The sequence below is a fragment of the Methylorubrum populi genome, from assembly GCA_036946625.1.
In the GTDB taxonomy this organism is placed as follows: Bacteria; Pseudomonadota; Alphaproteobacteria; order Rhizobiales; family Beijerinckiaceae; genus Methylobacterium; species Methylobacterium populi_C.
In genome coordinates, this window is record JAQIIU010000003.1 from 162,918 (window position 1) to 187,903 (window position 24,986).

The following is a 24,986-nucleotide window of genomic DNA, read 5'->3' on the forward strand; positions in this document are numbered from 1 at the left end:
GGAAGGATCGATTCGATGAGCGAGCCCGGCCAGGGCGTGAACTGGAGCCTGTCCGCCACGGCGGAGGGCGACGGCGTGCGCCTGGAACTGGCCCTGCCCGATCTCGGCGGCCGCCCCGTCACCGCGATCCTCAGCCTCGACCGGGTCGAGGCGCGCGCCTTCGCCCGGGCGCTGCTGGCGGCTGCGGGCGACGCGACCGAGCGGACCTTCGTCGGCCCTGCGGACCCTTGAGCACGCGCCCGCTCAGCGCTGCGTGCTGCGCCGTCCGGGCAGGCGCGGCACCACCGTGCCGCGCGGCTCGACCGGCGCGTCGCAGGCATAGGCGAACTCGGTCTGCAGGTCGCTGAACACGGTCTCGCCGGCGATCCGGCAATCCTCGCGCACGGTCTCGTCGAGATAGGTGCGCGCCGCCGTGCGGAAGCGCGCGGCCCGGGTCTCGGCGGGGGGACGGCTCTCGCCGGTCCTGCCGAGTTCGCAGCCCGCCACCTCGCGCAGGGCGTTCGAGACCACCAGAACCCGGCGCCGCTGGCGGTTGTCGTAGATCTCGTAGGGCTCGTTGCAGCCGATCGTCACGACCTGCGGCACCTGGGTGACGTAGGTCTGCGAGATGTAGCCGAAGCCGGTGCAGCCCGAGACGGCGAGGCTGCCGCCCAACACGAGCGGGCGCGCGAGCCGCCGAACCGTCGTCGCCATCTGCCGCCTCATGCCGCGTGCCATCTCTCGCCCGCGAAGGGCGGGAACCATTGAAACAGTCCAGCTTGCCCGGTCAAGCCGGCCCGACCTAGGATCGCATCCGGGCGTATCCGGCGTGGCGCCGCCGCACGGGCCTGTGACGGCCCGCCCCGGAACGGACGGGCGGGTCGGACGCGTTGCCGGCCGGAAGGCTTCGCGGGCGACTTCGGGGACGGGGAGGGCATGATGGAGATCCGGCATGAGACGGTGACGGCGAACGGCGTGCGGCTGCACATCGCCCGGGCCGGCACCGGCCGGCCGCTGGTGCTGCTGCACGGCTGGCCGGAATTCTGGCTCACCTGGGAGCCGGTGATGGATCGCCTCGCCGACCGCTTCAGCCTGATCGCACCGGACCTGCGCGGCTTCGGCGCCAGCGAGAAGCCCGATCCCGGCCCCTCGAACCGAGCCGGGCCGGAGGTGCACGCCGCCGACGTCATCGGCCTCCTCGACGTGCTCGGGATCGGGCGCGCGGGCCTCATCGGGCACGATGTCGGCGCCTCTGTCGGGCAGGCCCTCGGCCGCGCCCATCCGGACCGCCTCACCGGCCTGTTCTTCTTCGACTGCCCCTATCCCGGCATCGGCCCCCGGCTGGCCCGGCCGGAGATGCTGGCCGAGATCTGGTACCAGTCCTTCCACCTCAAGCCGTTCGCGGCGGCGGTGGTCGGCGCCAGCCGCGAGATCTGCCGCGCCTATATCGGCCACTTCCTGCGCCACTGGGCCGGCGGCAACCCGGCCGCCTTCGACGCCGTGCTCGACGCCTTCACCGACAACTTCCTGGCGCCCGGCAACCTGCAGGGCGGCTTCAACTGGTATCTCAGCCAGCAAGCGGGCCGGCTCGCCATGCTGCGGGGCGAGGCTCCCGTCCTGCCGCCGATCACGGTTCCTACCTGCATCCGCTGGGGCACGCAGGACCCGCTCTTCCCCTACGCATGGACCGACCGGCTCGGCGAAACGTTTTCGGATCTCGACCTCACCCCGTTCGAGGGCGCCGGACATTTCCCGCATCGGGAGCGGCCGGAGGAAGCGGCGGAGGCGATCGCCGGGTTTTTCGAACGGGTGGGGGATTGAAGGGGGAACTCGCTGCGGCGAGCGGGCGGTGATGCGCAAACCCGCTACCCCCGCGCGATCATCTCCCGGATGCGCAGGCCCAGCGTCTCGACCACGAACGGCTTGGTCAGCACCGCCATGCCGGGCTCCAGGTGGCCGTTGCCGACCGCGGCGTTCTCGGCGTAGCCGGTGATGAACAGGATCTTGAGGCCGGGGCGCGAGACGCGGGCGGCGTCGGCCATCTGGCGGCCGTTCATGCCGCCGGGCAGGCCGACATCGCTGATGAGCAGGTCGATGCGCACGTCCGATTGCAGGACCTTGAGGCCGGAGGCGCTGTCGGCGGCCTCGATCGCGGTGTAGCCGAGATCCTCCAGAACCTCGGTCACCAGCATCCGCACCGTCGGCTCGTCGTCGACCACGAGCACCGTCTCGCCCTGCTCGGCCCGGGGGGCGTCGACCAGGGGGCCGAGCGGGTCCGGCTCCTCCGCCTCGCCGTGGAAGCGGGGCAGGTAGACGCAGACCGTCGTGCCCTGGCCGACCTCCGAATAGATTCGCACCTGCCCGCCCGACTGCTTGGCGAAGCCGTAGATCATCGACAGCCCGAGCCCGGTGCCCTGGCCGGTGGGCTTGGTGGTGAAGAACGGGTCGAACGCCTTGGCCCGCACGTCCGGGCTCATGCCGGTGCCGGTATCGGTCACGCACAGCGACAGGTACTGGCCCGGCGGCATGTCGTGCTGGCGCGCGGCCGCCGTGTCGAGCCACCGGTTGGCGGTCTCGATGGTGATGCGCCCCCCGTCCGGCATGGCGTCGCGGGCGTTGATGCAGAGATTGAGCAGGGCGTTCTCGAGCTGCGGCGGATCGACGAGCGAGGGCCAGAGCCCGGCCGCGCCCACCACCTCGATGACGATGGTGGGGCCGACGGTGCGGCGGATCAGCTCCTCCATGCCGGCCACCAGCCGGTTCACGTCGGTGGGCTTCGGGTCCAGCGTCTGGCGGCGGGAGAAGGCGAGCAGGCGGTGGGTGAGCGCGGCGGCGCGCTTGGCCGCCCCCTGCGCCGCGCTCATGTAACGGTCGACGTCCTTCAGGCGCCCCTGGCTGATGCGGGCCTGCATCAGCTCCAGGCTGCCCGAGATGCCGGCGAGCAGGTTGTTGAAGTCGTGGGCGAGCCCGCCGGTGAGCTGGCCCACCGCCTCCATCTTCTGCGACTGGCGCAGGGCCTCCTCGACATCGGCGAGCGCCTGCGCCTGCTCCCTGATCGCGGTGACGTCGCGCACCGAGGCGAAGATGAGGCCCTCCCGCGGCACGGCGTTCCACGAGAACCAGCGATAGCGGCCGTCCCGGGCGCGGTAGCGGTTCTCGAAGCCGAGCTGCATCTCGCCGCAGGCGAGGCCGGCGGCGGCGGCCAGCGTCCGCTCCCGGTCCTCCGGGTGGACGAAGTCGAGGAAGGGCCCGGCCGTCAACTCGGCCTCGCTCCAGCCGAGCGTCGCGCTCCAGGCCGGATTCAGGCTGACGAAGCGGCCCTCGAAATTGGCGACGGCCAGCAGGTCGCTGGAGGCCTGCCAGATCCGGTCGCGCTCGGCGGTGCGCGCGGCGACCTGCTCCTCCAGGGTCTCGTTGAGCCGGCGCAGGAGCACGATCGCCCGGTCGCGCTCCGCCTCGACGGCGCGGCGCTCCTCGACGTCGATGAGCACGCCGGGAAAGCTGAGCGGCGTGCCGTCGGGGGCGTGATCGACCCGGCCGTTGGCCTCGATCCAGTAATAGCGCCCGTCCGCCCGCCGCACCCGGTACTGGTAGGCGTAGGCGCCGCCGCGGGCGATGGCCCCGTCGATCGCGTCGGCCAGCCCGGCCTTGTCGTCGGGATGGACGGTCTCCACCACCTGGGCGAGGCTCAAGCCCTCGCGGCCCAGCGCCGGATCGAGACCGAAGGTGCGGGCGAAGGCCTCGTCCACGGTGAAGCGGTCGGTCGGCAGGTCCCAGAACCACGTGCCGATGATCGCGCCCGCCGAGAGCGCGAGCCGGACGCGCTCGGCATTCACCCGGGCGAGCGCCTCGCTCACCCGCAGGCGCCGCTCGACCTCGATCCGCTCGGTCACGTCGAGTTCGGCCACCACGCCGCCGATGATGGCGCCCGCGCGATCGCGGATCGGCGCGGCGTTGTTGAGGAACAGCCGCCGCCCGCCTCCGTCGAAGCGCTCGATCTCGACGAGTTCGCCGCGCACGGTCTCGCCGTGCAGGAGGGCGCGGGCCATGCCCCACTCCTCGGCGCGCAGGCGTTCGCCCGTCTCCGGCCAGTAGCCGACCCAGCCGCCGTAGCCCTCCCAGTTCGTCGTTTCCGGCAGCACGCCCCAGATCTCGCGGTTGGCGGCGTTGTCGCGCACGATCCGCCCGTCCGCATCGGCGATGATCACCCCGACCGGCAGGCCCTCCAGGGTCGCGGACAGGAACGCCTCGCTGCGGCGCGAGGCGGCTTCCGTCTCGCGCTGGAGGGCTTCCGTGCGGACGCGCTGCGTCGTCTCGTTGGTGAAGATGAACAGGCCGGCGATGCGGCCCTCGCCGTCGAGCACCCGCGAGTAGGAGAAGCTCCACCACGTCTGCGCCTCGCCCCGGTCGGTGGCGAGCGTCCAGGGCAGGTCCTCGAAGCGGCGGCTCCTTCCGGCGAAGGCGTCGTCGATGATCGGCTTGGCCTGTTCCCAGCCATCGGCCCAGACCCGGTCGAAGCGCTCGCCCATCGCCCAGGACAGGCGGGGGCCGAGCAGGGGGAAGTAAGTGTCGTTGAAGAAGAAGTGCAGGTCCGGCCCCCAGGCCAGGATCATGCTCTCGGGCGAATTCAGGATCAGGCTGAGCGCCGTGCGCAGCGAGTCCGGCCAGCTCTGCGGCGGCCCGAGGGGGTGATCCGCCCAGTCGCGCTCGGCGATCATGCGGGCGGCCTCGCCGCCGCCGGCCAGGAACGGGAGGGATTCGGTCATGCCCGACCGGCTTTACACAGGTGACGCTCGCTCGGACAGAGCCATGTCAGGTCACGCCGCGCGCCCGCGCCGCCCCTCCACCAGCCACATCGCCAGCACCGCCGCGGCGAGCGCCGCCAGCGCCCACAGGCCGATGCCGAGGGGATAGACCTCGACACCGCGCACGGTGGCGCCGTCGCTCGGGCGGAAACCGATCCAGTCGGCGCCGCCGAGGCGCCCGCCGCGGGTGATCTGGAGGCGCGGCACCTCGATGCCGCCGCCGGAGGCCGCCACCCGGCGCACCGTGCCGCCGGAGCCCTCGGCCACGGCCTTCAGCCGCTCGGTGTCGCTGAACACGTCGGCGAGTTCGCGCGGGTTGGCCGGGCCGACGCTGACGAAGGCGACGAGGCTGCCCGAGCGGACGGTGTGCAGCCCGAGTCCCTCCGCCTCGAAGGTCGCGGTGAACAGGCCGGCTTCCGCCTTCGACAGATCGAGGCTGCGCTCCTTGCCGGTCGGGCCGGTGATCGTGACCGGTCCGGCCTCCTCGGCCATGGCCTGGCGTTCCACCCGCACCTCGCGGCCGCGGCCGGTGACCTGCGCCCGCAGCGCCTCCTCTTCGAGGGCCGGCTCCTTCATCAGCCAGTGGGCGAGGCGCCGCAGCAGGTCGAGATAGGGGCCGCCCCGCTGGTAGCCGCGGGCCCAGAGCCAGGCCTGATCGGACAGCATCAGCGCGACGCGGCCCTTGTCCTCGCGCGAGAGCGCCAGCAGCGGCAGGCCGTTGGCGCCGGACAGGATCGGCTGGATGCCGGTCCGGGTCCGGGCCGAGACGATGCGCAGCCAGTCGCCCCAGGCCGGCGGATTCGATTCCGAGCCGGGCAGCGCCCGGGTGACGGGATGGCGGTGCCCGGTCTCGGTGAGCGCGGCCTTGAACGGCTGCTCGAGCACCTTCATCGAGGGATCGCCCGGCAGGATCGAGGCGAGCCGGGTGCGGGCGAGGCTGGCGGGGCCGGCGAATTCCGGCCCGGCGGCGATGAGCAGCGCCCCGCCCTCGCGCACGTAGCGGACGATGTTGTCGAAATAGGCCGACGGCAGCACGCTCTGGTTGGCGTAGCGGTCGAAGATGATGAGGTCGAAGTCCTTGATCTTCTGGACGAACAGCTCGCGGGTCGGGAAGGCGATCAGCGAGAGTTCGGAGATCGGCGTGCCGTCCTGCTTCTCCGGCGGCCGGAGAATCGTGAAGTGGACGAGATCGACGGATGCATCCGACTTCAGGAGGTTGCGCCACGTCCGCTCGCCCTGGTGCGGCTCGCCGGAGACCAGCAGCACCCTGAGTTTTTCGCGGATTCCCTCGATGGGGAGCACGGCGCGGTTGTTCACCGTGGTGAGCTCGCCGGGAAGCGGCTCGACCTCGATCTCGACCACGTTCGGGCCGCCGTGCTCGATATGCGTGGTCAGCGAGAACGGCACGCCGGTACGGATGCTCTGCCGGTCGATCTCCTCCCCGTCGCGGCGCACGGTGACGGTCGCCGTGCCGGTGCCGCCGCGCTCCATCACCTCGGCGCGCACCGTGACGTCCTTGCCGACGATGCCGAAGCGGGGCGCTTCCAGCATCCTGATCTGGCGATCGCGCTCGTCCGGGCGGCCGGTGACGAGGACGTGCAGCGGCGCCTTCAGCCCGAGGGCGTCGAGGGAGGCGGGGATGTCGTGCACCACGCCGTCGGTGAGCATCACCACGCCGGCGATCCGCTCCGGCGGCACGTCGGCCAGCGCCTGGGTCAGGGCCGTGAACAGCTTGGTGCCGTCGTCGCTCTCGGCCCCTTGCGCGTCGCCGACCTCGATGAAGCGGGGCTCGATGTTGGCGAGCCCGCCGAAGCGGCGCTCCAGCTCGGCCTTGACCGCGTCGGTCATGGCCGGGCGGTCGCCGAGGCTCTGCGAGCCGGAGCGGTCGACGACGATGGCCGCCACATCCTTCACCGGGTCGCGGTCCTCGCGCACGAGCGAGGGGTTGGCGAGCGCGAGGACGACGAGGCCCAGCGCCAGCGCCCGCAGCAGGGCCGTGCGCCCGCGGGCGAGCACCGCCCCCACGGCGAGGATCGCGGCGAGCACGCCGAAGGCGGCCAGGATCGGCCAGGGGACGAGGGGGGTGAAGCTGAGGCTCAGCATGGGGCGGGGCCTTCAGGAGAATCCACGAAAACCCCTCCCCCCTCTGGTGGGGAGGGTGCCTGCGGCATGCCTGTCTTCAAGACAATCACTGTCCCAACCGCTCCAGCAGGGCCGGCACGTGGACCTGATCGGCCTTGTAGTTTCCGGTCAGCGTGTAGATCACGATGTTGATGCCGCCGCGGAACGCCATCTCGCGCTGCCGCTGGTCACCGCTCACGGGATAGAGCGGCTCGCCGTTGCGGCCCACCGCCCAGGCGGCGGCGAGATCGTTGCCGGTGATGATGATCGGCGTGACGCCGTCGCCCGCGCGCGCCGGGCGGCGCTCGCCGCCCTCGCCGGCCGGGGGAAGCGTCTCGACCCAGGTCTGGCCGGTGGCGGTGCGACCGGGGAAGGAATCGACGAGGTAGAAGGCCTTGGTCAGCACGTGGTCCGGCGGCACCGGCTCCAGTTCCGGCACTTCGAGGGTGCCGAGCATCTTGCGCAGGTAGGCCGTCTCCGGGGTCGGCGGCCCGCCGGCGCGGGCGGTCTGGGCGTCGCGGGTGTCGAAGATCACGGTGCCGCCGTTCCTCATGAAGGCGTCGATCCTGCGGATCGCGGCCTCGCTCGGCTGCGGGCGCCCGGCCACGATCGGCCAGTAGATCAGCGGGTAGAAGGCGAGTTCGTCCTTCTCCGGGTTCAGGCCCGCCGGCTCGCCGGGTTCCAGGGCGGTGCGGGCGGCGAGCATCTGGCTCAGGCCCGACAGGCCGGCCCGGCTCGCCGCGTCGGTCGCGGCGTCGCCCGTGACGACGAAGGCCAGCCGCGTGGCCAGCGCCGATTCGATGCCGTTCGGCCGGTTGGCGGGCGGTTCCTGCGCCCGCGCCGGGGGCGAGGCGAACGCGAGGCCGAGCAGCGCCGGCAGGAGAAGGGCGGCGGGCGCCGCTCGCCCGCGCGAGACGCGGCCGGCATTGCGAAAGAAGCCGCCGAGCCAGAGGCCGGCCAGGGTGTCGAGGGCGAGCAGCGCGAGGGCGAGGCTGAACAGGAGCGCGCGCAGGTCCCATGTCTGGGCACCGGCGAGCGCGCCCATCCGGGCGCCGGCGAGACCGGTGAGGTCGAGGGGTTCGAGCCGGTCGCCGGGCGCCAGGGCGTTGACGGCGATGCCGCCCTCCGCCGTGCCGTAGAAGCCCGGCGGGTGCTCGGGCCCGGCGCGGTCGGCGAAGTCGGCCGGGACGGCGGTGGCGCCGGCCGGCGGCGAGCCGAGCGCGCCGAAGCCGTCGAGGGTCAGGCGCGGCGCCAGCAGGGCCGCCTTGGCTTGCCGCCCCTCGCCCTGGGGCAGCTTGGCGGAGGGGCCGGCCAGCCCGACCACCCGGCGCAGCATGTCCACGAACAGGCCCGACAGCGGCAGGTTCGACCACGTGGTGTCGGCGGTGACGTGGAACAGCACCACGAGCCCCTGCCCCCGCTTCCCGGCGGTGACGATCGGCGTGCCGTCCTGAAGCGCCGCCCAGGTCTTGCCCGGCAGGTCGCCGTCGGGCTCGGCCAGGATCTGGCGGCGCACGCCGATATCGGCGGGCGGGTTCAGGCCGGCGAAGGGGCTCTCGGGGGCGAAGGCGGCCAGCGTCTTCGGCCGGTCCCAGGACAGGGTGCCGCCCAGCGAGCGCCCGCCCCGGCGCAGGCGCACGGGCACGAGCGGGTCGTTGCCGGCGGCGAGCCGCGGCCCGGCGAAGCGCAGCAGCAGCCCGCCCTCGTCCACGAACGTCTCCACCCGCGCCAGGGTGCGGTCGTCGAGCGCGCCGACATCGGCGAGCGCCAGCACCGAGACCTGGTTGTCGAGCATCTGGCCGATCGATTCCGCCGTGCCCTGGCCGCCGCGGGGCTGCTGCACGTCGGCGAAGGGGGTCAGCGCCTTGGCGAGGTAGTAGGTCGGCGCGAGCAGGGGCTGGGCCTGATCGAGCGTGCCGCCGAAGACGAGGCCGACCCGGCGGCGCTTGCCGCGCTCGTCCATCAGCACCACGGCGCCGGCCGCGTGCTCGCCCTCGATCTCGAGCCGGGCGATGGCGTTGCGCAGTTCCACCGGCAGGTCGAAGGTCACGGCCGTCTCCAGCGCCTCCGGCTGGAACGTGAAGCGGCTCTCGGCGAGCGGCAGGCCCTTCTGGTCGAGGGCCCGCACCAGCCCGGCATCGCGGCCGTTCGCCTGCGCCCGCAGAACCTGCGCCGACAGCTTTTCGCCCGGCTGCACCGGTGAGCCTTCGAGCGCGAGCGCGGGAGAGCGCTCCGCCTTCAGCACGGTCACGGCGCTGCCGTGGCGGATCGCCAGTTCGCCGAGCGTCTTAGCGAAATCCGCCTCGCCGACGCCGCGCACGCCGTCGCTGATCCAGACGAGGGAGGCGCCCGGCATCCGCTCGAGGAAGGTGCCGATCGCGGCCAGATGCGCGCCCCGGTCGGCCAGATGCGGGCGCGGCTGGATCGCCCGCAGGCGTTCAAGCGCAGCGGCCGGGGGCCGTGCCTCGAACGGGGCCGGCGCCTCGGCGCTGGCGACCAGGGCCACCGGGCGCCCGTCGCGGGCGGCGGCCTCGATCTCGCCGGTGGCCGCACGCAGGCGGTCGCGCCAGTCGTGGGCGGCGACGAAGCCGTTGTCGAGGACGAGGAGCAGCGGAGTGCGCCCCGCTGCGGCGCCGATGCCGCCGGGATTCCACACCGGCCCCGCCACCGCGAGGATCAGGCAGGCGGCGGTGAGGATGCGCAGGATCAGGAGCCAGGGCGGGGTGCGGGCCGGGGTCTCGCGCTTCGGCAGCAGGTCGGCGACCAGCGCCAGCGGCGGAAAGGCGATGCGGCGCGGGCGCGGCGGCGTGACCCGCAGCAGCACCCACAGGGCCGGCAGCGCGGCGAGCGCGGCGAGCGCGAGGGGAGCGGCGAAGGTGAGCGGGACTCCGAACAATGCGGTTCGCCTTTCAGCCGAGCCCGCGCGCGGCGGCGACGAGGGTGAGCACGCGCAGGGCCGCCTCGCTCGCCGGCCGGTCGGTGCGGTGGATCGTCAGCGTCCAGCCCCGCTGCCGGGCGATCGCCGCGAGGCCGTCGCGGTGGGCGGCGATGCGCCGGCGATAGGCCTCGCCCCAGGCGCTCGCCTCGCCGATATCGAGACTCGGGCCGCCTTCCGGATCGTGCAGCACGGCCTGTCCCGTGAAGGGGAAGGTCTCCTCGACCGGATCGGCCACCAGCACGAGATGGCCGCGGTTGCCTTGGACGGACGCGCCCTGCACCGTCTCCCGCACCCGGTCCAGCGGCGTGAGGAAATCGCTGATCAGCACCACCTCGTCGAAGCGGCCGGGCCGTGCGGCCGGCGGCAGATCCCGGGTCAGCCCGGCCCGGTCGTCGACGAGCGCCTGGGCCAGCGTCTCGACGATGCCGCGCGAGGCGCTGGCGCGGGTGAGGCCGAGCAGGCCGACGCGCTCGCCGCCCTCCACGAAGGTGTCGGCGAGCGCGAGCCCGAGCACCAGCGCCCGCTCGACCTTGGAGGTCTGGGCCAGCTCCGAGGCGAAGCCCATGGAGGCGGAACGGTCGATCCAGATCCAGATGTTGTGGGCGGCCTCCCACTCGCGCTCGCGCACGTAGAGCCGGTCGTCGCGGGCCGAGCGGCGCCAGTCGATGCGCGCGGCCGCCTCGCCGGTGACGAAGGGGCGGAACTGCCAGAAGCTCTCGCCCGGCCCCGCCCGGCGGCGACCGTGCAGGCCGTGCGCCAGGGTGCCGGAGACGCGCCGCGATTCGAGCACGAGGCGCGGCATCACCTCGGCGAGCGCCAGCGCGCCGCCGGTCTCCGCGCCGCCGGGGCGGCGGCTCTCGGCCTCGACGAGCCGGGTGGAGGCCATGCGCGCCGAACTCAGAGCTTGGCGGCGAGCTGGCCGATCAGGCCGGTCACCGTCTCGCCGTCGGCCCGCGCGGCGAAGGTCACCGCCATGCGGTGCTTGAGCACCGACTCGGCCAGCGCCTTCACGTCGGCGACGGAAGGAGCGACGCGGCCCTCGATCAGCGCGCGGGCGCGCACGGCGAGCGTCAGCGCCTGGCTGGCGCGGGGGCCCGGCCCCCACAGCAGTCTTTTCGCGACACTCGGATCGCCGCCTTCAGGCCGGGCGGAGCGCACGAGGTCGAGGATGGCGTCGACCACGGCATCGCCCACCGGCAGGCGCCGCACGAGGCGCTGGGCGGTCAGCAACTGCCCGGTGGTCATCACCGCCTTCGCGTATGTGTCCTCGACGCCGGTGGTCTCGATCAGGATGCGGCGCTCGGCGGCACGGTCGGGATAGCCGACGTCGATCTCCAGGAGGAAGCGGTCGAGCTGCGCCTCGGGCAGCGGGTAGGTGCCCTCCTGCTCGATCGGGTTCTGCGTCGCCAGAACGTGGAAGGGGCGCGGCAGGTCGTGGCGCTCGCCCGCCACCGAGACGAAGTGCTCCTGCATCGCCTGGAGCAGGGCCGATTGGGTGCGCGGGCTGGCGCGGTTGATCTCGTCGGCCATCAGGAGCTGGGTGAAGACCGGCCCCTTGACGAAGCGGAAGGAGCGGCGGCGCTCGGCATCCTCGTCCAGGATCTCGGTGCCGAGGATGTCGGACGGCATCAGGTCCGGCGTGAACTGCACGCGGCGGGCATCGAGGCCGAGCACGGTGCCCAGCGTCTCGACCAGCTTGGTCTTGGCCAGGCCCGGCAGGCCGACGAGCAGGCCGTGGCCGCCGGCCAGGATCGTGACGAGGGCGAGATCGACGATTCTTTCCTGCCCGAAGATCACCCCGTGGATCGCCTCCCGCGCCTCACGAATCGCGGCGAGGCAGGTCTCGGCGGTGGCGACGATCCCGTCGTCGAGGCTCGTCGTACTGGCCGGTCCGGCGCCCTGTGCCATGAAGTGGAACCCTGCGATGACCGGGCTCGGCGGCCCGGGAAAGTGCTTGAGTCTGGCGCCGAACGCGGGCCGAACGCAAGCGCGGCGCGACCGCGCGGCCGATCGGCACCGGTTCGGCATCACCTTGCCGGAGCGATGCCCTATATGGCGGGCTGGCGGCACAGGGCAGGATGGCCGCGACATCGTGCATCGCGGGGCGGCCCCTCCGCCCTGCGGCTCGGGAGGCGAGACCGGATGACGGACGAGGAGAGTGCGGCGTTCCCCGACGGCTGGGAAGCCTTCACCGATCCGGGCTTCATCGCCCATGTCGGGCCGGTCTATCACCGCACGGTCGACGGCCGGAAGGCGTTCGCCTTCTGCACGGAGGAGAAACACGGCAACCTCGTCGGCATCGTCCACGGCGGCATGCTGCTGACCTTCGCCGACCGGGCGCTCGGCATCACCGTGCGCGACGCCTGCGACGAGGCCGACGCCGTGACCGTCGAGATGTCGAGCCAGTTCGTCGGCGCGGCCCGGATCGGCGACCTGGTCGAGACCGTGCCGGAGATCGTGCGCAAGACCTCGTCCCTGGTCTTCGTGCGCGGCACCCTCATCAGCGGCGGACGCCCGCTCGCGGCGGTGACGGGGATCTGGAAGGTTCTGCGGGACAAGCCGGGCGACAAACCATGACCTCCGACGATCCCGCCCTCGCCCGCCTCGGCGCCGCCCTCGGCGCGATCGGCAAACGCGGCCTGCCGCCGGTGGAGAACTGGAACCCGCAGCATTGCGGCGACATCGACATCCGCATCGCCGCCGACGGCACGTGGTTCCACAACGGCTCGCCGATCCGGCGGCCGAAGCTCGTCGCGCTCTTCGCCTCGATCCTGCGCAAGGAGCCCGACGGCTCGACCGTGCTCGTCACCCCCGCCGAGAAGGTGCGCATCACCGTCGACGACGCGCCCTTCGCCGCCGTCGAGATGGCGGTGGAGGGCGAGGGCGAGGCGCGCCGCATCGCCTTCCGCACCACCGTGGACGACCTCGTGCCGGCCGATGCCGGGCATCCCTTGCGCTTCGAGGACGGGGCGGAGGGCCTCAAGCCCTATCTCCACGTGCGCCGCGACCTCTGGGCCCTGGTGAGCCGCCCGCTCACCTACGACCTCGTCGGGATGGGCGAGGAGCGGGAGATCGACGGGCAAAGGTGGTTCGGGCTCTGGGCCGGCGGCCGGTTCCACCGCATCGCCCCGGCGGAGGCCGCGTGAGGCTGCCCGAGGCGGGCGTCGCCGCCGGAGCCTTCGACCTCGACGCCTTCCTCGCCCGGGCGGAAAGCCGCCTGGGCCACGTGCCGCCGGGGCCCGGCGTGCCGCTCGCCAATCCGCGCGGCGACCACGACCTCGACCCGGAGGGCTTCGCCGTCGCCCCGGCCACGCCGCACCGCCACGCCGCGGTGCTGGTGCCGGCGATCGGGCGGCGGGAGGGCGTCACGCTCCTGTTCACGCGGCGGGCGGCGCACCTGCGCGACCATTCGGGACAGGTGGCCTTTCCCGGCGGCAAGGTCGATCCCGAGGACACATCGCCGATCGACACGGCCCTGCGCGAGGCGCGGGAGGAGATCGGGCTGGAGAGCGGCACGGTGCGCCCGCTCGGCTATCTCGACCCCTATCTCTCGGCCACCGGCTTCCTCGTGGTGCCGGTGCTCGGCCTCGTGGCGCGCGAGGCCGCGGTGACACCGAACCCGGCGGAGGTGGCCGCCTGCTTCGAGGTGCCGCTGGCCTTCCTGATGGACCCGGCGCGGCATCGCGTCCGCTCGGGAGAATGGCGGGGCCGGACGCGCCATTACTATGCCATCCCCTTCGCGGAACACCTGATCTGGGGCGTCACGGCGGGGATCGTGCACAACCTCTACCAACGCCTCTACGTCTGACGGGCGACCCGCGGCCCCGCGCGAGACATGTGCCACCGATGCTCCGCCTCGTCCTGCAGGAAATCCTCCTGTTCTCCCTGCCCTTCCTGGCCTTCGCGGGCTGGCTGCTGTTCGCCCGCCGCTCGCCCCTCGACCATGCGCACTGGAAGCCGCAATGGACGCGGCTGGTGCTGGCCGGGCTGTTCATCGTCGTCGCCTCCCTGGTCTTGACCGGCCTGACGGCGCAGCGCACCCGGGACGGCTACGTGCCGCCGCGCTACGAGAACGGGCGGCTGGTGCCGGGCCATTTCGAATGATCCACTTCGAATGATCCACGACGCGCTTCCCGCTCCCCTCGACGCGGACGGCCCGGCCCGGCTGCTGGCGCGCGACGGCGTACGGGCCTGCCTCGCGGCGCTCGACGCGCCGGGAGAGGAAACGCGCCTCGTCGGCGGCTGCGTGCGCGACGCGCTGCTCGGAACGATCGTCAGCGACATCGACCTCGCCACGACGCTGCCGCCCGAAGCGGTGATGGACCGTGCCCGCGCCGCCGGGATCAAGGCGGAGCCGACGGGGATCGAGCACGGCACGGTCACCCTCGTCGTGGCGGGCGAGCCGCACGAGGTGACGACCCTGCGCGAGGATGTCGAGACCGACGGGCGCCACGCGGTGGTGCGCTTCGGCCGCGACTTTTCTCGCGATGCCGAGCGGCGCGACTTCACCGTCAACGCGCTCTCCCTCGATGGAAGCGGGGGCCTGCACGACACGACCGGAGGCGTGGCCGACCTCGCCGCCGGCCGGGTGCGCTTCATCGGCGACGCCGCCACCCGCCTGCGCGAGGACGCCCTGCGGCTGCTGCGCTTCTTCCGCTTCCACGCCCGCTACGGACGCGGCGCACCGGACCCGGACGGTCTCGCGGCCTCGATCGCGGCCCGCGACAGCCTCGACCGGCTCTCGCGGGAACGGGTGCGCGCGGAGTTCCTGAAGCTGCTGCTCGCCCCCCGCGCGGTCGATGCGGTGGCCGCCTTGAGCGAGACCGGCCTGCTCCTGCGCATCCTCGGCGGCGTCGGCGAACTCGGCCGGTTCGCCCGCTGCGCCGCCGCGGAGCCGCCTCTCGACGCCACCGACCGGTTCGCGGCGCTGGCCGTGCGGACGGGCGAGGATGCCGACCGGTTTCAGGCGAGCCTGCGCCTGTCGCGGGCCGAGCATGCGCGCCTCACGGGCTACGCCGCGGCCCTCGCCCCCCTGCACGACCAGCCCATGATCGACGCGGAGGCCGTGCCGGCCCTCGTCGCGACCCACGGCGCCGAGCCGCTGCACGCGGTGCTGACCGTCCTCGACGGCGAGCCGCGCCCTTGGGTGACGCCGGACGCCCGTGCCGTTCTCGACCGGATGGCCGCCGCCGGCGCGCGGCCCATCCTGCCCATCACGGGCGCCGACCTCGTCGCGCGGGGCGTGCCGCCGGGCCGCGCGGTCGGAGCGGGGTTGAGGGCGGCCCGGGAACTCTGGCTCACCAGCGGTTGCCCCGACGACGCGGCGGCCCGGGAACGGCTGATCGCGCGGGCGCTGGAGGTGGCGGCAGGGCAAAGCGGCACTTCCGGGTAGCGCCATGCCCCTGGATGGCTTCGGCTCCGCCTCGCAAGGACGGCAAGGGGCGGAAAAGGGGCCCCGCCCCGTCATTGCGAGCCGTCAGGCGAAGCAATCCAGGAGCGCGACGGCGCCGGACGAGTCGCGACGCTGGATCGCTTCGCCGACGCTCGCGATGGCGGGGGAAGCCGAAGCGGGCATCCGGTATCAGGGTGGCCTCTCGTCTACCGCGCCTTGTCGTAGCGGAAGGCGTGCGGCACCCGCGGCATGCCGATCGCCTCGTAATAGCCCTCGACGCCGGGCGCGGCGGTGAGCAGCAGGCTGGTCTCGGGGCCGGCCGCGGCCCGCGTCTCGGCGATGAGCCGCCGGCCGATGCCGAGACCCTGGCAGTCGCGGGCCACCGCGAGGTCGGAGAGATAGGCGCAGAAGGCGAAGTCGGTCAGCGTGCGCGCCACGCCGACGAGGCGCCCTTCGAGCCGGGCCGTGACGATCAGGTCGGAGGCCGCCAGCATCCGGCCGAGCCGTTCGAGGCGTTCCGCCGGTCGCCGCAGCGCGAGGCCGGACGCGACGAGGACATCGCGAAAGGATTCCGCGTCGAGATCCGGCTCCAAGGCGTAGACGATCGTGCCGCTCATGGCCGTCTCACGCTTCGGCGGCGAAGCGGCCGTGGCAATGCTTGTACTTCTTGCCCGAGCCGCAGGGGCAGGGCTCGTTGCGGCCGACCTTGCCCCAGGTGGCGGCGTCGTCGGGCTTGCGCTCCAGCACCGCCGTGTCCGCCGAGAGATCGCGCGCGGCGAAGCCGTAGGCCGGGCCGGCCCCGCCGTCGCTGCCCGTGCCGGGATAGGCGAACGCGTTCTCGCCGGTGGCCGGGTCGCGGTGCTCGGGGAACATCGGCGGCAATTGCGGTTCGGCGAAGCCCGCCCCCTCGAAGCCGCCCTCGGGAAAATCCTCGGGCCCCTGATGCATGATCTCGACATGGGCGAGCTGGGCGGTGACCTGCTCGCGCAAGCTGGCCACGAGGCCGTTGAACAGCTCGAAGGCCTCCGACTTGTACTCGTTGAGCGGATCGCGCTGGGCGAAGCCGCGCCAGCCGATCACCTGCCGCAGGTGGTCGAGGGTGACGAGGTGGTCGCGCCAGAGGTGGTCGAGCACCTGCAGCACCACCTGCTTCTCGACATAGGCCGTCACCTCCGCGCCGTTGCGCTCGACCCGGGCGGCGTAGGCCTCGTCCGAGGCCTTGCGCAGGCGCTCGCGGATCTCCTCGTCGGCGATGCCCTCTTCCTTGACCCACGCCTCCACCGGCAGGTCGAGGTCGAGCAGGTCGCGGGCGCGGGCCTTCAGGCCTTCCGCATCCCACTGCTCGGCATAGGCGTTCTCGGGAATGTGGACGGCCACGAGGTCGTCGATCACGCCGTGGCGCATCTCGTCGACGGTCTCGCGCACGCTCTCCTGGCCCATCAGGTCGCGGCGCTGCTCGAACACGACCTTGCGCTGGTCGTTCATCACGTTGTCGTACTTGAGCACGTTCTTGCGCATGTCGAAGTTGCGCGCCTCGACCTTCTGCTGCGCCTTCTCGATCGCCTTGTTGATCCAGGGGTGGATGATCGCCTCGCCCTGCTCCAGGCCGAGCCGCTGCAGCATCCCGTCCATGCGGTCGGACCCGAAGATGCGCATCAGGTCGTCCTTGAGGGACAGGTAGAACTTCGAGCGGCCGGGATCGCCCTGGCGGCCGGAGCGGCCGCGCAACTGGTTGTCGATGCGGCGCGACTCGTGGCGCTCGGTGCCGATGATGTAGAGCCCGCCCGGCAGGTCCTTCTTGCGGCCCGCCTCCGGGTCGGCCTTCTCGCCCGAGGCCAGCACCTTGGCGCGGTTCTCGGCGATCTCGGCTTTGAGCGCCTCGATCGCCGCCGCGCGCTCCGGCCCCTCGGCCAGGCCGCCGAGTTCCTTCTCGATGCGCATTTCGAGGTTGCCGCCGAGCTTGATGTCGGTGCCGCGGCCGGCCATGTTGGTGGCGATGGTGATCGCGCCCGGCACGCCGGCTTCCGCCACGATGTAGGCCTCCTGCTCGTGGAAGCGGGCGTTGAGCACGGCGAAGCGCTTCGTCACCCGGTTCTCGCGGGCGGCCTTGTAGACGTCGGTCAGCGCGTTCGGGTCGGAATAGTCGAGCGGCGTGTAGCCGGCCCGTCTCAGGAGCTCGCCGATCAGCTCCGACTTCTCGATCGAGCCCGTGCCGACCAGCACCGGCTGGTGCCGGGCATGGGCCTTGTCGATCTCCTTGATGATCGCCTCGTACTTCTCCTCGACGGTGCGGTAGACCTCGTCGTCCTCGTCGACGCGCTCGATCTCCTTGTTGGTCGGGATGTCGACCACGTCGAGCTTGTAGATCTCGGCGAACTCGTCGGCCTCGGTCGAGGCGGTGCCGGTCATGCCGGCCAACTTCCTGTAAAGTCTGAAATAATTCTGGAAGGTGATCGAGGCGAGCGTCTGGTTCTCGGGCTGGATCGTCACCCGCTCCTTGGCCTCCAGCGCCTGGTGCAGCCCTTCCGAGTAGCGCCGGCCCTGCATCATGCGGCCGGTGAACTCGTCGATGATGACGACCTCGTCGTTCTTGACGATGTAGTCCTTGTCGAGCGTGAACAGGGTGTGGGCGCGCAAAGCCTGGTTCACGTGGTGCACGAGCGTGACGTTGTGGGCGTCGTAGAGGTCGCCCTCCTTGAGGATGCCCGCGTCGCGCAAGGCTTCCTCGATGAACTCGTTGCCGGCTTCCGTCAGCGAGACCTGGCGCTGCTTCTCGTCGAGGTCGTAGTGCTCGGGCACCAGAAGCGGCATGATCCCGTCGACCGCGACGTAGAGCTCCGAGCGGTCGTCCACGGGACCGGAGATGATCAGCGGCGTGCGCGCCTCGTCGATGAGGATCGAGTCCACCTCGTCGACGATGGCGAAGTGATGCCCCCGCTGCGACATCTGCGAGAGCTCGTACTTCATGTTGTCGCGCAGATAGTCGAAGCCGAACTCGTTGTTGGTGCCGTAGGTGATGTCGCAGGCATAGGCTTCCTTGCGCTGCCCGTCGTCGAGCCCGTGCACGATGGTGCCGACGGTGAGCCCCAGGAAGCGGTAGACCCGGCCCATCCACTCGGCGTCGCGGGAGGCGAGGTAGTCGTTGACCGTGACGACGTGGACGCCCTTGCCCTCCAGCGCGTTGAGGTAGACCGGCAGGGTCGCCACCAGGGTCTTGCCCTCGCCGGTCTTCATCTCCGAGATGCCGGATTCGTGCAGCACCATGCCGCCGATCATCTGCACGTCGAAATGGCGCTGGCCGAGCACGCGCTTGGCCGCCTCGCGCACGGTGGCGAAGGCGGGAACCAGCAGGTCGTCGAGGCGGGTGCCGGCGGCGAGCTGATCGCGGAAGCCCTGCGTGCGGGCGCGCAACTGCTCGTCGGACAGCGCGCCGACTTCGGGCTCCAGCGCATTGATGGCCGCGACGCGCGGGCGAAAACCCTTGACGCGGCGGTCGTTGGACGAGCCGAAAATCTTCTTGGCGAGGGCACCGAGCATCGTGAACCTGCGGTCGTGAGGTCGTCGCGGGCGGCATTTTCGGGGCGCCGCCGGCCTGCATGGGGCGGGCTTATAGAGGTAAATGTCCGCAGGCGCATCCGGTAGTGCCGGGGCGGACGCATACCGGGGCGCACGGGAAGGCGCACGGGAATCCGTCGCAATCCGTCGCGCGGGCACGTGGGATGCGGGATCGCCGCCGACGGGGAGCGCGCCGCGCCGACGACCTGTTGATGCCGGTCACGCTTGCCTTTGCCGGAGCGGCGGGCCACCTGTGACGCGCTTTCGTCGCGGCACCCGCCGCATCCGACGAGCCCCGCGCGGGACACGACCCGGACGTCAGAAGACCGGCCGGCGGGGACGACGCCCAAGGAAACGACGCTTCCGATGCCGATTCCGTTCTCCCTCCGGCGCGCGAGCGCCCTCGCGCTGATCCTCGCCGCGCCGAGCCTCGCCCTGGCCCAGGCGCCCGCCGGCCAGAAGGCACCGAGCGCCCCCGCCCCCGTCTCGGCGGCGGTTCCGCCGGAGGCGGTGGTGGCCCGGGTCAACGGCCAGCCGATCACCGCCGCCGACCTCGCGCTGGCCGGCGAAGACCCGGCCCTGTCGCTGCCCGGCGTCGACGAGGGGGCCAAGCAGAACCTGCTCGTCGATTACATGGTCGACCTCAAGGTCGGCGCGCAGGCGGCCGAAGCGGCCAAGGTCGGCGACGGCCCCGACTTCAAGCGCAAGCTCGCCTATTTCCGCGACAAGCTCCTGCTCGACGACTACCTGGAGCGCGAGGCCAGGAAGGCGGTGACGCCCGAGGCCGCCAAGGCGCTCTACGACCAGACCGTCAAGTCGATGAAGCCCGAGGAGGAGGTGCATGCCCGCCACATCCTCGTCGAGAGCGAGGACGAGGCGAAGAAGATCGCAGCCCGCATCAAGGGCGGCGAGGATTTCGCCAAGATCGCGGCCGAGCTCTCGAAGGACCCGGGCTCGAAGACGGAAGGGGGCGATCTCGGCTGGTTCACCCAGGAACGGATGGTGAAGCCCTTCGCCGACGCCGCCTTCAAGCTCGCCCCCGGTCAGGTCTCCGATCCGGTCAAGACCCAGTTCGGCTGGCACGTCCTGCGCGTCGAGGAGAAGCGGACCAAGCCCGTGCCGACCTTCGACGAGATGAAGGAGCAGATCGACCAGTACCTCACCCGCAAGGCGCAGCAGGACACCATCGTCAAGCTGCGCGAGGCGGCGAAGGTCGAGCGCGCCGGCAGCAGCACCACGCCCGCGGCGGGCGGGTCCAAGGACGAGACCAGGAAGCCGTAGGCGCGGCTCCGGCGGGAGGCCGGTGCCGCCATGCGCCGGGCGAATATCCGAGCTTCGGTATCTGGCATGCCATATTTCTGGGTGCAATGCGATATACGCTTTATCGCAACGCACCAACGGACCCGACCCCGATGATCGCCCTCGCCGTTCTCGCCGCCGCCGTCGCCAACGTCACCTTGGTCGTTCTGCTGGCCGACCGCTTCGGCAACGAGGGCGGCGTGCATGCCTCCGCCGGCGAACTGACCAGCCTCGCCGCCACCGGTCGGCCGGCCGCGCCGAAAGCCGGCTTCACCCTGGCCAACGAGAACGCCCTCGCCGCCGCCAAGGCCGCCGCTTGACAGCACGGCCGATGGGTTCGACCCGTCGGCTGCGGTCAACCGATCCGAGCCTCGACCGCAACCCGGTCGGGGGCGGCTTCTTTTGGAATCCGGGTCTCTGTTTTCGCCTCGTCTTTTTCCGAAAGCGGCAACCCCCTCTCGGGCCGGTGCTCCGGCAGCCCAGGTGCACCGTCATGGCGCGGCGAAGCCGAAGCCATCCGGGGCGCTGCTCTTATCCGAAAAGGTCGCGCGGCTGGATCGCTTCGCCTCCGCTCGCGATGACGGGGATCGATGCGATCGGCCGCCCACCTATCGCAGCCGCCAAGCGATCGGCGCGCGGCCGTGGGCTTCGAGCCATTCGTTCGCCCGCGCGAACGGCCGCGAGCCCGGAAAGTCCCGGGCCCGGTTGAGCGGCGAGGGGTGGCCGGAGGCGACGATGCCGTGGCGCGACCCGTCGATCAGCGCCTCGCGGGCGCGGGCCTGGGCGCCCCAGAGCAGGAACACCGCCGGTGCGTCCCGGGCCGACACGGCGGCCACCGCCTCGTCGGTGAGCCGCGCCCAGCCGAGCCGCAGATGCGCCCCGGCCTTGCCCGCCTCCACCGTGAGCGCCGTGTTGAGCAGCAGCACCCCGCGCTCGGCCCAAGGGGACAGATCGCCGGACAGGTCGCCGGTGGAGCGATCGGGCTTGCCCTCCTGAGGGATCAGTTCGGCCAGGATCACCTTGAGCGAGGCCGGCAGGCGGCGCCCGCCGACATAGGAGAAGGCCAGCCCGTTGGCGTCGCCCGGCGTCGGGTAGGGATCCTGGCCGAGGATCACCGCCTTCACCGTCGGCAGCGGGGTCAGCGTCAGGGCCCGGAAGATCGCGGAGGGCTCCGGCAGCACCCGCGCCCCGGCCGCGACGCGCTCATCGACCCGCTTCGCGACCCGATCCGCCGCGCCCTCCGCGAAGAAGGGCAGGGCGAGCCAGGGGGAGCCGCTGGCGCGGAACGCTTCGAGCGCGGCTTCGACGGGTCCGGTCATGCGAGCACCGATCATGCTGTTTGCGGTGAATGGGTTCGGATGCGGGGAGACCCCGCTTTCCGTCATGGCGAGCCGTCAGGCGATCCTGCCGGCGAATGGGTTTCGGAATGACGCAACGTGCCTCGTCCGGCCTGCGTCGCGCCCTGGATTGCTCGGCTTCGCCTCGCAATGACGGAGAACTGTCCCGAAAGGGCGACCGGGCACCGGGGCAGAGCATCCCGGATGCGGGCCTCCGTCTCGGCCGGCAGCGGCGAACGGGTGCGGAGACAGGCCATCACCTCGTTGGCGAGGAGCTTGCCATCGTTGCCGCCGATCAGGACTCGGCCTCTTGCGAATATCCCGTAATTTGCGCGTATCCCGTAATCGTTGCCGCCGCGCAGCATGAAATCGTTGGCCGCCACGCGATAGGTGCGGGCATCCTCCAGCGGGGCACCGCCGACGGTCGCCGACACGACGCGCCGGCCCGGCGGTGCGTTCGGGTCCAGGGTCACCGTCATTCCGGAGACTTGCAGGAACCGGCCGGACGGGCGGCCGAGATCCCGAAAACCGTTCTCCAGGGCCGCGCGCAGAGTCGCCCCGTCGATCGCCACGAGCACGGTGGTGTTGCCGACGATCGCTCCAATCCCCGGCATCCTCGTGGCCCGGCGCCCGCGGGCTTGCGCCGAACGTCGAGCCCGGGTCTTCGCGCGGTGTGACGATGCGCCGCCGCCTGTCGGCGGCTCAGGTTTCACGCGCCGAGGAGCGCGAGCGGGCGTCGCCCCGCCATCGTCCTCATCACGGGCGCCGGACGCCCCCCTCCCGGATACCGTGATCCTGTGATACAGGCTTCAAGTAATTATTGGATACTTTGAAGTATAGATACCTGTGGTCCCGATTTATGATTTCTTGTCGAGCAATTTCCATCCGTTAACTGAGTTTTTGATAATTGCCCCAATTCTCGAATCCGAAATTGGCGCGAATGTCACGACGTCGGAGAGGGCCATGCAAGCGCAGCATATGATCCCGGCGCCTCCGGCCGCGCGGTGCCGGCACAGCGCGTCGGCGATCCGCCGCCCCGTCCCCCTCGTCACCCTGCGGCAGGTGCGCGCATGAGCAGCCTCGATCCCGTCGACATCTTCCGCACGGAGGCTGCCGAGCTCCTCGAATGCCTGGAGACGACCCTGCTCGACCTCGGCGCGAGGTCGCAGGACCGGGTGCTGGTCGACACGGCCTTCCGCGCGCTGCACACCCTCAAGGGGTCCGGCGCGATGTTCGGCTTCGACCGCGTGGCGGCCTTCACCCACGACTTCGAGACCGCCTTCGACCTCGTCCGGCAGGGGCGGGTGCCGGCGAGCCTCGACCTCGTGAACGTGGCGCTGTCGGCGAAGGACTACATCCGGGCACTGATCGAGACCCCGGACGACGCCGAGCCGATCATCGGCCAGTCGATCCTGGCCGATCTCCAGGTGCTGGTGGAGCGGACTGGCCGCGATGCCTCCGAGAGCGGCCCGCAGGCCGATCCCCCGTCCGTGGACAAGCCGGCGGCTGCGCCCTCGGACATCCGCCGCGGCTGGCAGGTCGGCATCGCCTTCGCCCCCGACATCCTGCGCAACGGCAGCAACCCGCTCGCCCTGCTCGACGACCTGCAGGCGCTCGGCGACTGCACCGTGGTGCCCCGCCTCGACGGCGTTCCCGAGCTCGAGGCCCTCGATCCCGAGGCGCTCGCGATCGGCTGGGACGTCACGCTGCGCGGCGACGTGCCCCGCGAGGCGATCGAGGACGTGTTCCTGTTCGTCATGGAGGAGATGACCCTCACGCTCACGGCGCTCGAGGAGGGGCCCGCCGTGCCGGCCGAACCGCCGCCGGCCGATCCCGGCGTGCCGCCCGCCGCCGCGCCCGCGCCCGCGCGAACCCCGACGGAGGAGCGCGCCGAACCCCGCAAGGCCGAGGACAGGAGTCCGGACAAGGTCTCCTCGACGATCCGCATCCAGGCCGAGCGCCTGGACGAGCTGATGGACCGGGTCGGCGAGCTGGTGATCGCCCAGGCACGGCTCAGCCAGCTCGCGGGCCTCAGGACCGATGCCGCGATCAACGCGATCGCGGAGGAGATCGAGCGCCTCGCCTCGGGCCTGCGCGACACCACGATGGGCATCCGCATGGTGCCGATCGGCTCGCTGTTCGGCCGCTTCCGGCGCTTGGTCCACGATCTCTCGCGCGACCTCGGCAAGCCCGTCGCGTTCGTCACCGTCGGCGAGGACACCGAGCTCGACAAGACCATGATCGAGCGCCTCGCCGACCCCCTCGTGCACCTCATCCGCAACGCGATCGACCACGGCATCGAGTCCCCCGCACGGCGGACCGAGCGCGGCAAGGACGCCACCGGCCGCATCGAGCTGAGGGCCGAGCACGTCGGTGCGCAGGTCCTGGTCACGGTGCGCGACGACGGCGACGGCCTCGACGCCGCCCGCATCCGGGCCAAGGCCGAGGAGAACGGGCTCCTGGCACCGGGCGCCGTCCTCACGGACCAGGAGATCTACCAGTTCCTGTTCGCGCCGGGCTTCTCGACCGCGAAGGAGGTCTCGGCGCTCTCCGGGCGCGGCGTCGGCATGGACGTGGTCAAGCGGACCATCGAGGCGATGCGCGGCTCGATCGACCTCGCGACGGAGCCCGGCGCCGGCTCGACGGTGACGCTGCGGCTGCCGCTGACGCTGGCGATCATCGAGGGACTGCTGATCCGGGTCGGCGAGGGACGCTACGTCATCCCCCTCTCGGCGGTGGAGGAATGCGTCGAGCTGCCCCCCGCCGACCGGGCGGCGGGAGGGGCGAGCTTCCTCAACGTCCGGGGCGACCTCGTCCCTTACCTGCGGCTGCGGAGCCTGTTCGGCGACGCGGACAGTGCCGAGCCTTACCAGAAGGTCATCATCACCTCGGTCAACGGCGACCGGGTCGGCTTCGTCGCCGACCAGATCATCGGCAGCCACCAGACGGTGATCAAGTCGCTCTCGAAGCTGCACGCGGACGTCGCGATGTTTTCCGGGGCGACCATCCTGGGCGACGGCAGCGCCGCCCTGATCCTCGACATTCCGCAGCTCGTGGCGGCCGGCCAGGCCGCCGGCCGCGACCGGCAGGAGGCCGCCTGATGGACGCGCAGAACGGGACCGTCCAGGTCCTCATGGTCGGCATCGCCGACGAGATCTTCGCCATCGACGCCGGGATGGTGCGCGAGATCATCGATCCCATCCCCCCGACGCGGGTCGCGGGCGCACGGCCGCACCTCGCCGCGCTGGTGAACGTGCGCGGCAACATCGTTCCGCTGGCGGACCTGCGGGTGCGGTTCGGGATGCCCGCGCGGGGGGCGACCTCCGACACCCGCATCGTCGTGATCGAGCTGCCGATCGACGGCGATCCGGTCTTCGTCGGCCTCACCGCCGACAAGGTGCACGAGGTCACGGAGATCTCGGGTGCCGCGGCGCAGCAGATTCCCCGGGTGGGGATGGCGATCCCTCCGGAATTCATCCGGGCGATCGTGAAGTGGAACGACGCGTTCGTCATCGCTCCGGATCTGGAGCGGATCCTCAATTGACGGTTGTTCGAAGGAG

At 71.9% G+C, this 24,986-nt stretch carries 21 protein-coding genes; 11 read left to right on the forward strand and 10 right to left on the reverse strand.

Annotated features, from left to right (window positions below; genetic code table 11):
* Positions 1–15 precede the first annotated feature (15 nt).
* Entirely contained in the window at positions 16–231 is a 216-nt protein-coding gene (locus PGN25_12215; protein MEH3118321.1) for a hypothetical protein, read from the forward strand.
* A gap of 12 nt (positions 232–243) precedes the next feature.
* Here the strand turns inward: PGN25_12215 and PGN25_12220 are convergent, their stop codons facing one another.
* Complete coding sequence (locus tag PGN25_12220) at positions 244–693, reverse strand: hypothetical protein (GenBank protein ID MEH3118322.1); 450 nt, start codon at positions 691–693, stop codon at positions 244–246.
* Positions 694–915: 222 nt separating this feature from the next.
* Here PGN25_12220 and PGN25_12225 point away from each other — a divergent pair, with 222 nt between their 5' ends.
* Positions 916–1,800, forward strand: a complete 885-nt coding sequence (locus tag PGN25_12225; protein ID MEH3118323.1) for an alpha/beta hydrolase — start codon at positions 916–918, stop codon at positions 1,798–1,800.
* A gap of 44 nt (positions 1,801–1,844) precedes the next feature.
* On the opposite strand, the gene PGN25_12230 is transcribed toward PGN25_12225, so the two are convergent.
* The 5 genes from PGN25_12230 to PGN25_12250 all read right to left on the reverse strand — a co-directional run bounded on the left by PGN25_12230 (position 1,845) and on the right by PGN25_12250 (position 11,751).
* Positions 1,845–4,745: a PAS domain S-box protein gene (locus PGN25_12230; protein ID MEH3118324.1), complete on the reverse strand. Its 2,901-nt coding sequence runs from the start codon at positions 4,743–4,745 to the stop codon at positions 1,845–1,847.
* Between the two features lie 51 nt (positions 4,746–4,796).
* A complete protein-coding gene (locus PGN25_12235) occupies positions 4,797–6,887 on the reverse strand; it encodes a hypothetical protein (GenBank protein MEH3118325.1) in 2,091 nt (696 codons plus the stop codon).
* Between the two features lie 85 nt (positions 6,888–6,972).
* Positions 6,973–9,801: a DUF4159 domain-containing protein gene (locus tag PGN25_12240; protein MEH3118326.1), complete on the reverse strand. Its 2,829-nt coding sequence runs from the start codon at positions 9,799–9,801 to the stop codon at positions 6,973–6,975.
* Positions 9,802–9,814: 13 nt separating this feature from the next.
* A complete protein-coding gene (locus tag PGN25_12245; GenBank protein MEH3118327.1) occupies positions 9,815–10,729 on the reverse strand; it encodes a DUF58 domain-containing protein in 915 nt (304 codons plus the stop codon).
* Positions 10,730–10,740: 11 nt separating this feature from the next.
* Positions 10,741–11,751 (reverse strand): MoxR family ATPase, encoded by a 1,011-nt coding sequence (locus PGN25_12250; protein MEH3118328.1) that lies wholly within the window; start codon positions 11,749–11,751, stop codon positions 10,741–10,743.
* 234 nt (positions 11,752–11,985) lie between these two features.
* On the opposite strand from PGN25_12250, the gene PGN25_12255 reads away from it, so the two are divergent.
* From PGN25_12255 to PGN25_12275, 5 genes are read left to right on the forward strand one after another with little or no spacing between them, the layout of a single operon-like run.
* Positions 11,986–12,420, forward strand: a complete 435-nt coding sequence (locus tag PGN25_12255; protein ID MEH3118329.1) for a PaaI family thioesterase — start codon at positions 11,986–11,988, stop codon at positions 12,418–12,420.
* On the forward strand, positions 12,417–12,989 hold the full coding sequence (locus tag PGN25_12260) for a DUF1285 domain-containing protein (protein MEH3118330.1): 573 nt from the start codon (positions 12,417–12,419) through the stop codon (positions 12,987–12,989). Before PGN25_12255 ends, PGN25_12260 begins: the two co-directional genes overlap by 4 nt.
* A complete protein-coding gene (locus PGN25_12265; protein MEH3118331.1) occupies positions 12,986–13,651 on the forward strand; it encodes a CoA pyrophosphatase in 666 nt (221 codons plus the stop codon). The genes PGN25_12260 and PGN25_12265 overlap by 4 nt, the downstream gene beginning before the upstream one ends.
* 38 nt (positions 13,652–13,689) lie before the next feature.
* Complete coding sequence (locus PGN25_12270) at positions 13,690–13,947, forward strand: DUF6111 family protein (protein MEH3118332.1); 258 nt, start codon at positions 13,690–13,692, stop codon at positions 13,945–13,947.
* A gap of 10 nt (positions 13,948–13,957) precedes the next feature.
* On the forward strand, positions 13,958–15,235 hold the full coding sequence (locus PGN25_12275) for a CCA tRNA nucleotidyltransferase (protein MEH3118333.1): 1,278 nt from the start codon (positions 13,958–13,960) through the stop codon (positions 15,233–15,235).
* Positions 15,236–15,441: 206 nt separating this feature from the next.
* On the opposite strand, the gene PGN25_12280 is transcribed toward PGN25_12275, so the two are convergent.
* Together PGN25_12280 and secA are read right to left on the reverse strand one after the other, a co-directional pair.
* Complete coding sequence (locus tag PGN25_12280; GenBank protein ID MEH3118334.1) at positions 15,442–15,852, reverse strand: GNAT family N-acetyltransferase; 411 nt, start codon at positions 15,850–15,852, stop codon at positions 15,442–15,444.
* 7 nt (positions 15,853–15,859) lie between these two features.
* A complete protein-coding gene (gene secA / locus PGN25_12285; protein ID MEH3118335.1) occupies positions 15,860–18,772 on the reverse strand; it encodes a preprotein translocase subunit SecA in 2,913 nt (970 codons plus the stop codon).
* A gap of 384 nt (positions 18,773–19,156) precedes the next feature.
* On the opposite strand from secA, the gene PGN25_12290 reads away from it, so the two are divergent.
* Both PGN25_12290 and PGN25_12295 read left to right on the forward strand, forming a co-directional pair.
* A complete protein-coding gene (locus tag PGN25_12290) occupies positions 19,157–20,071 on the forward strand; it encodes a peptidylprolyl isomerase (GenBank protein MEH3118336.1) in 915 nt (304 codons plus the stop codon).
* A 131-nt stretch (positions 20,072–20,202) separates the two neighbouring features.
* The gene (locus tag PGN25_12295) at positions 20,203–20,409 is read left to right on the forward strand and encodes a hypothetical protein (protein MEH3118337.1); all 207 of its coding nucleotides are present in this window, start codon (positions 20,203–20,205) and stop codon (positions 20,407–20,409) included.
* Positions 20,410–20,697: 288 nt separating this feature from the next.
* Here the strand turns inward: PGN25_12295 and PGN25_12300 are convergent, their stop codons facing one another.
* Both PGN25_12300 and PGN25_12305 read right to left on the reverse strand, forming a co-directional pair.
* A complete protein-coding gene (locus PGN25_12300) occupies positions 20,698–21,408 on the reverse strand; it encodes a uracil-DNA glycosylase (GenBank protein ID MEH3118338.1) in 711 nt (236 codons plus the stop codon).
* Positions 21,409–21,470: 62 nt separating this feature from the next.
* Complete coding sequence (locus PGN25_12305; protein ID MEH3118339.1) at positions 21,471–22,040, reverse strand: 5'-nucleotidase; 570 nt, start codon at positions 22,038–22,040, stop codon at positions 21,471–21,473.
* Between the two features lie 456 nt (positions 22,041–22,496).
* Here PGN25_12305 and PGN25_12310 point away from each other — a divergent pair, with 456 nt between their 5' ends.
* Together PGN25_12310 and PGN25_12315 are read left to right on the forward strand one after the other, a co-directional pair.
* Positions 22,497–24,527 (forward strand): chemotaxis protein CheA, encoded by a 2,031-nt coding sequence (locus PGN25_12310; GenBank protein MEH3118340.1) that lies wholly within the window; start codon positions 22,497–22,499, stop codon positions 24,525–24,527.
* Positions 24,527–24,970 carry a chemotaxis protein CheW gene (locus PGN25_12315; protein MEH3118341.1) on the forward strand — a complete coding sequence of 148 codons (444 nt, stop codon included), beginning with the start codon at positions 24,527–24,529 and terminating at the stop codon, positions 24,968–24,970. The genes PGN25_12310 and PGN25_12315 overlap by 1 nt, the downstream gene beginning before the upstream one ends.
* Positions 24,971–24,986 lie beyond the last annotated feature (16 nt).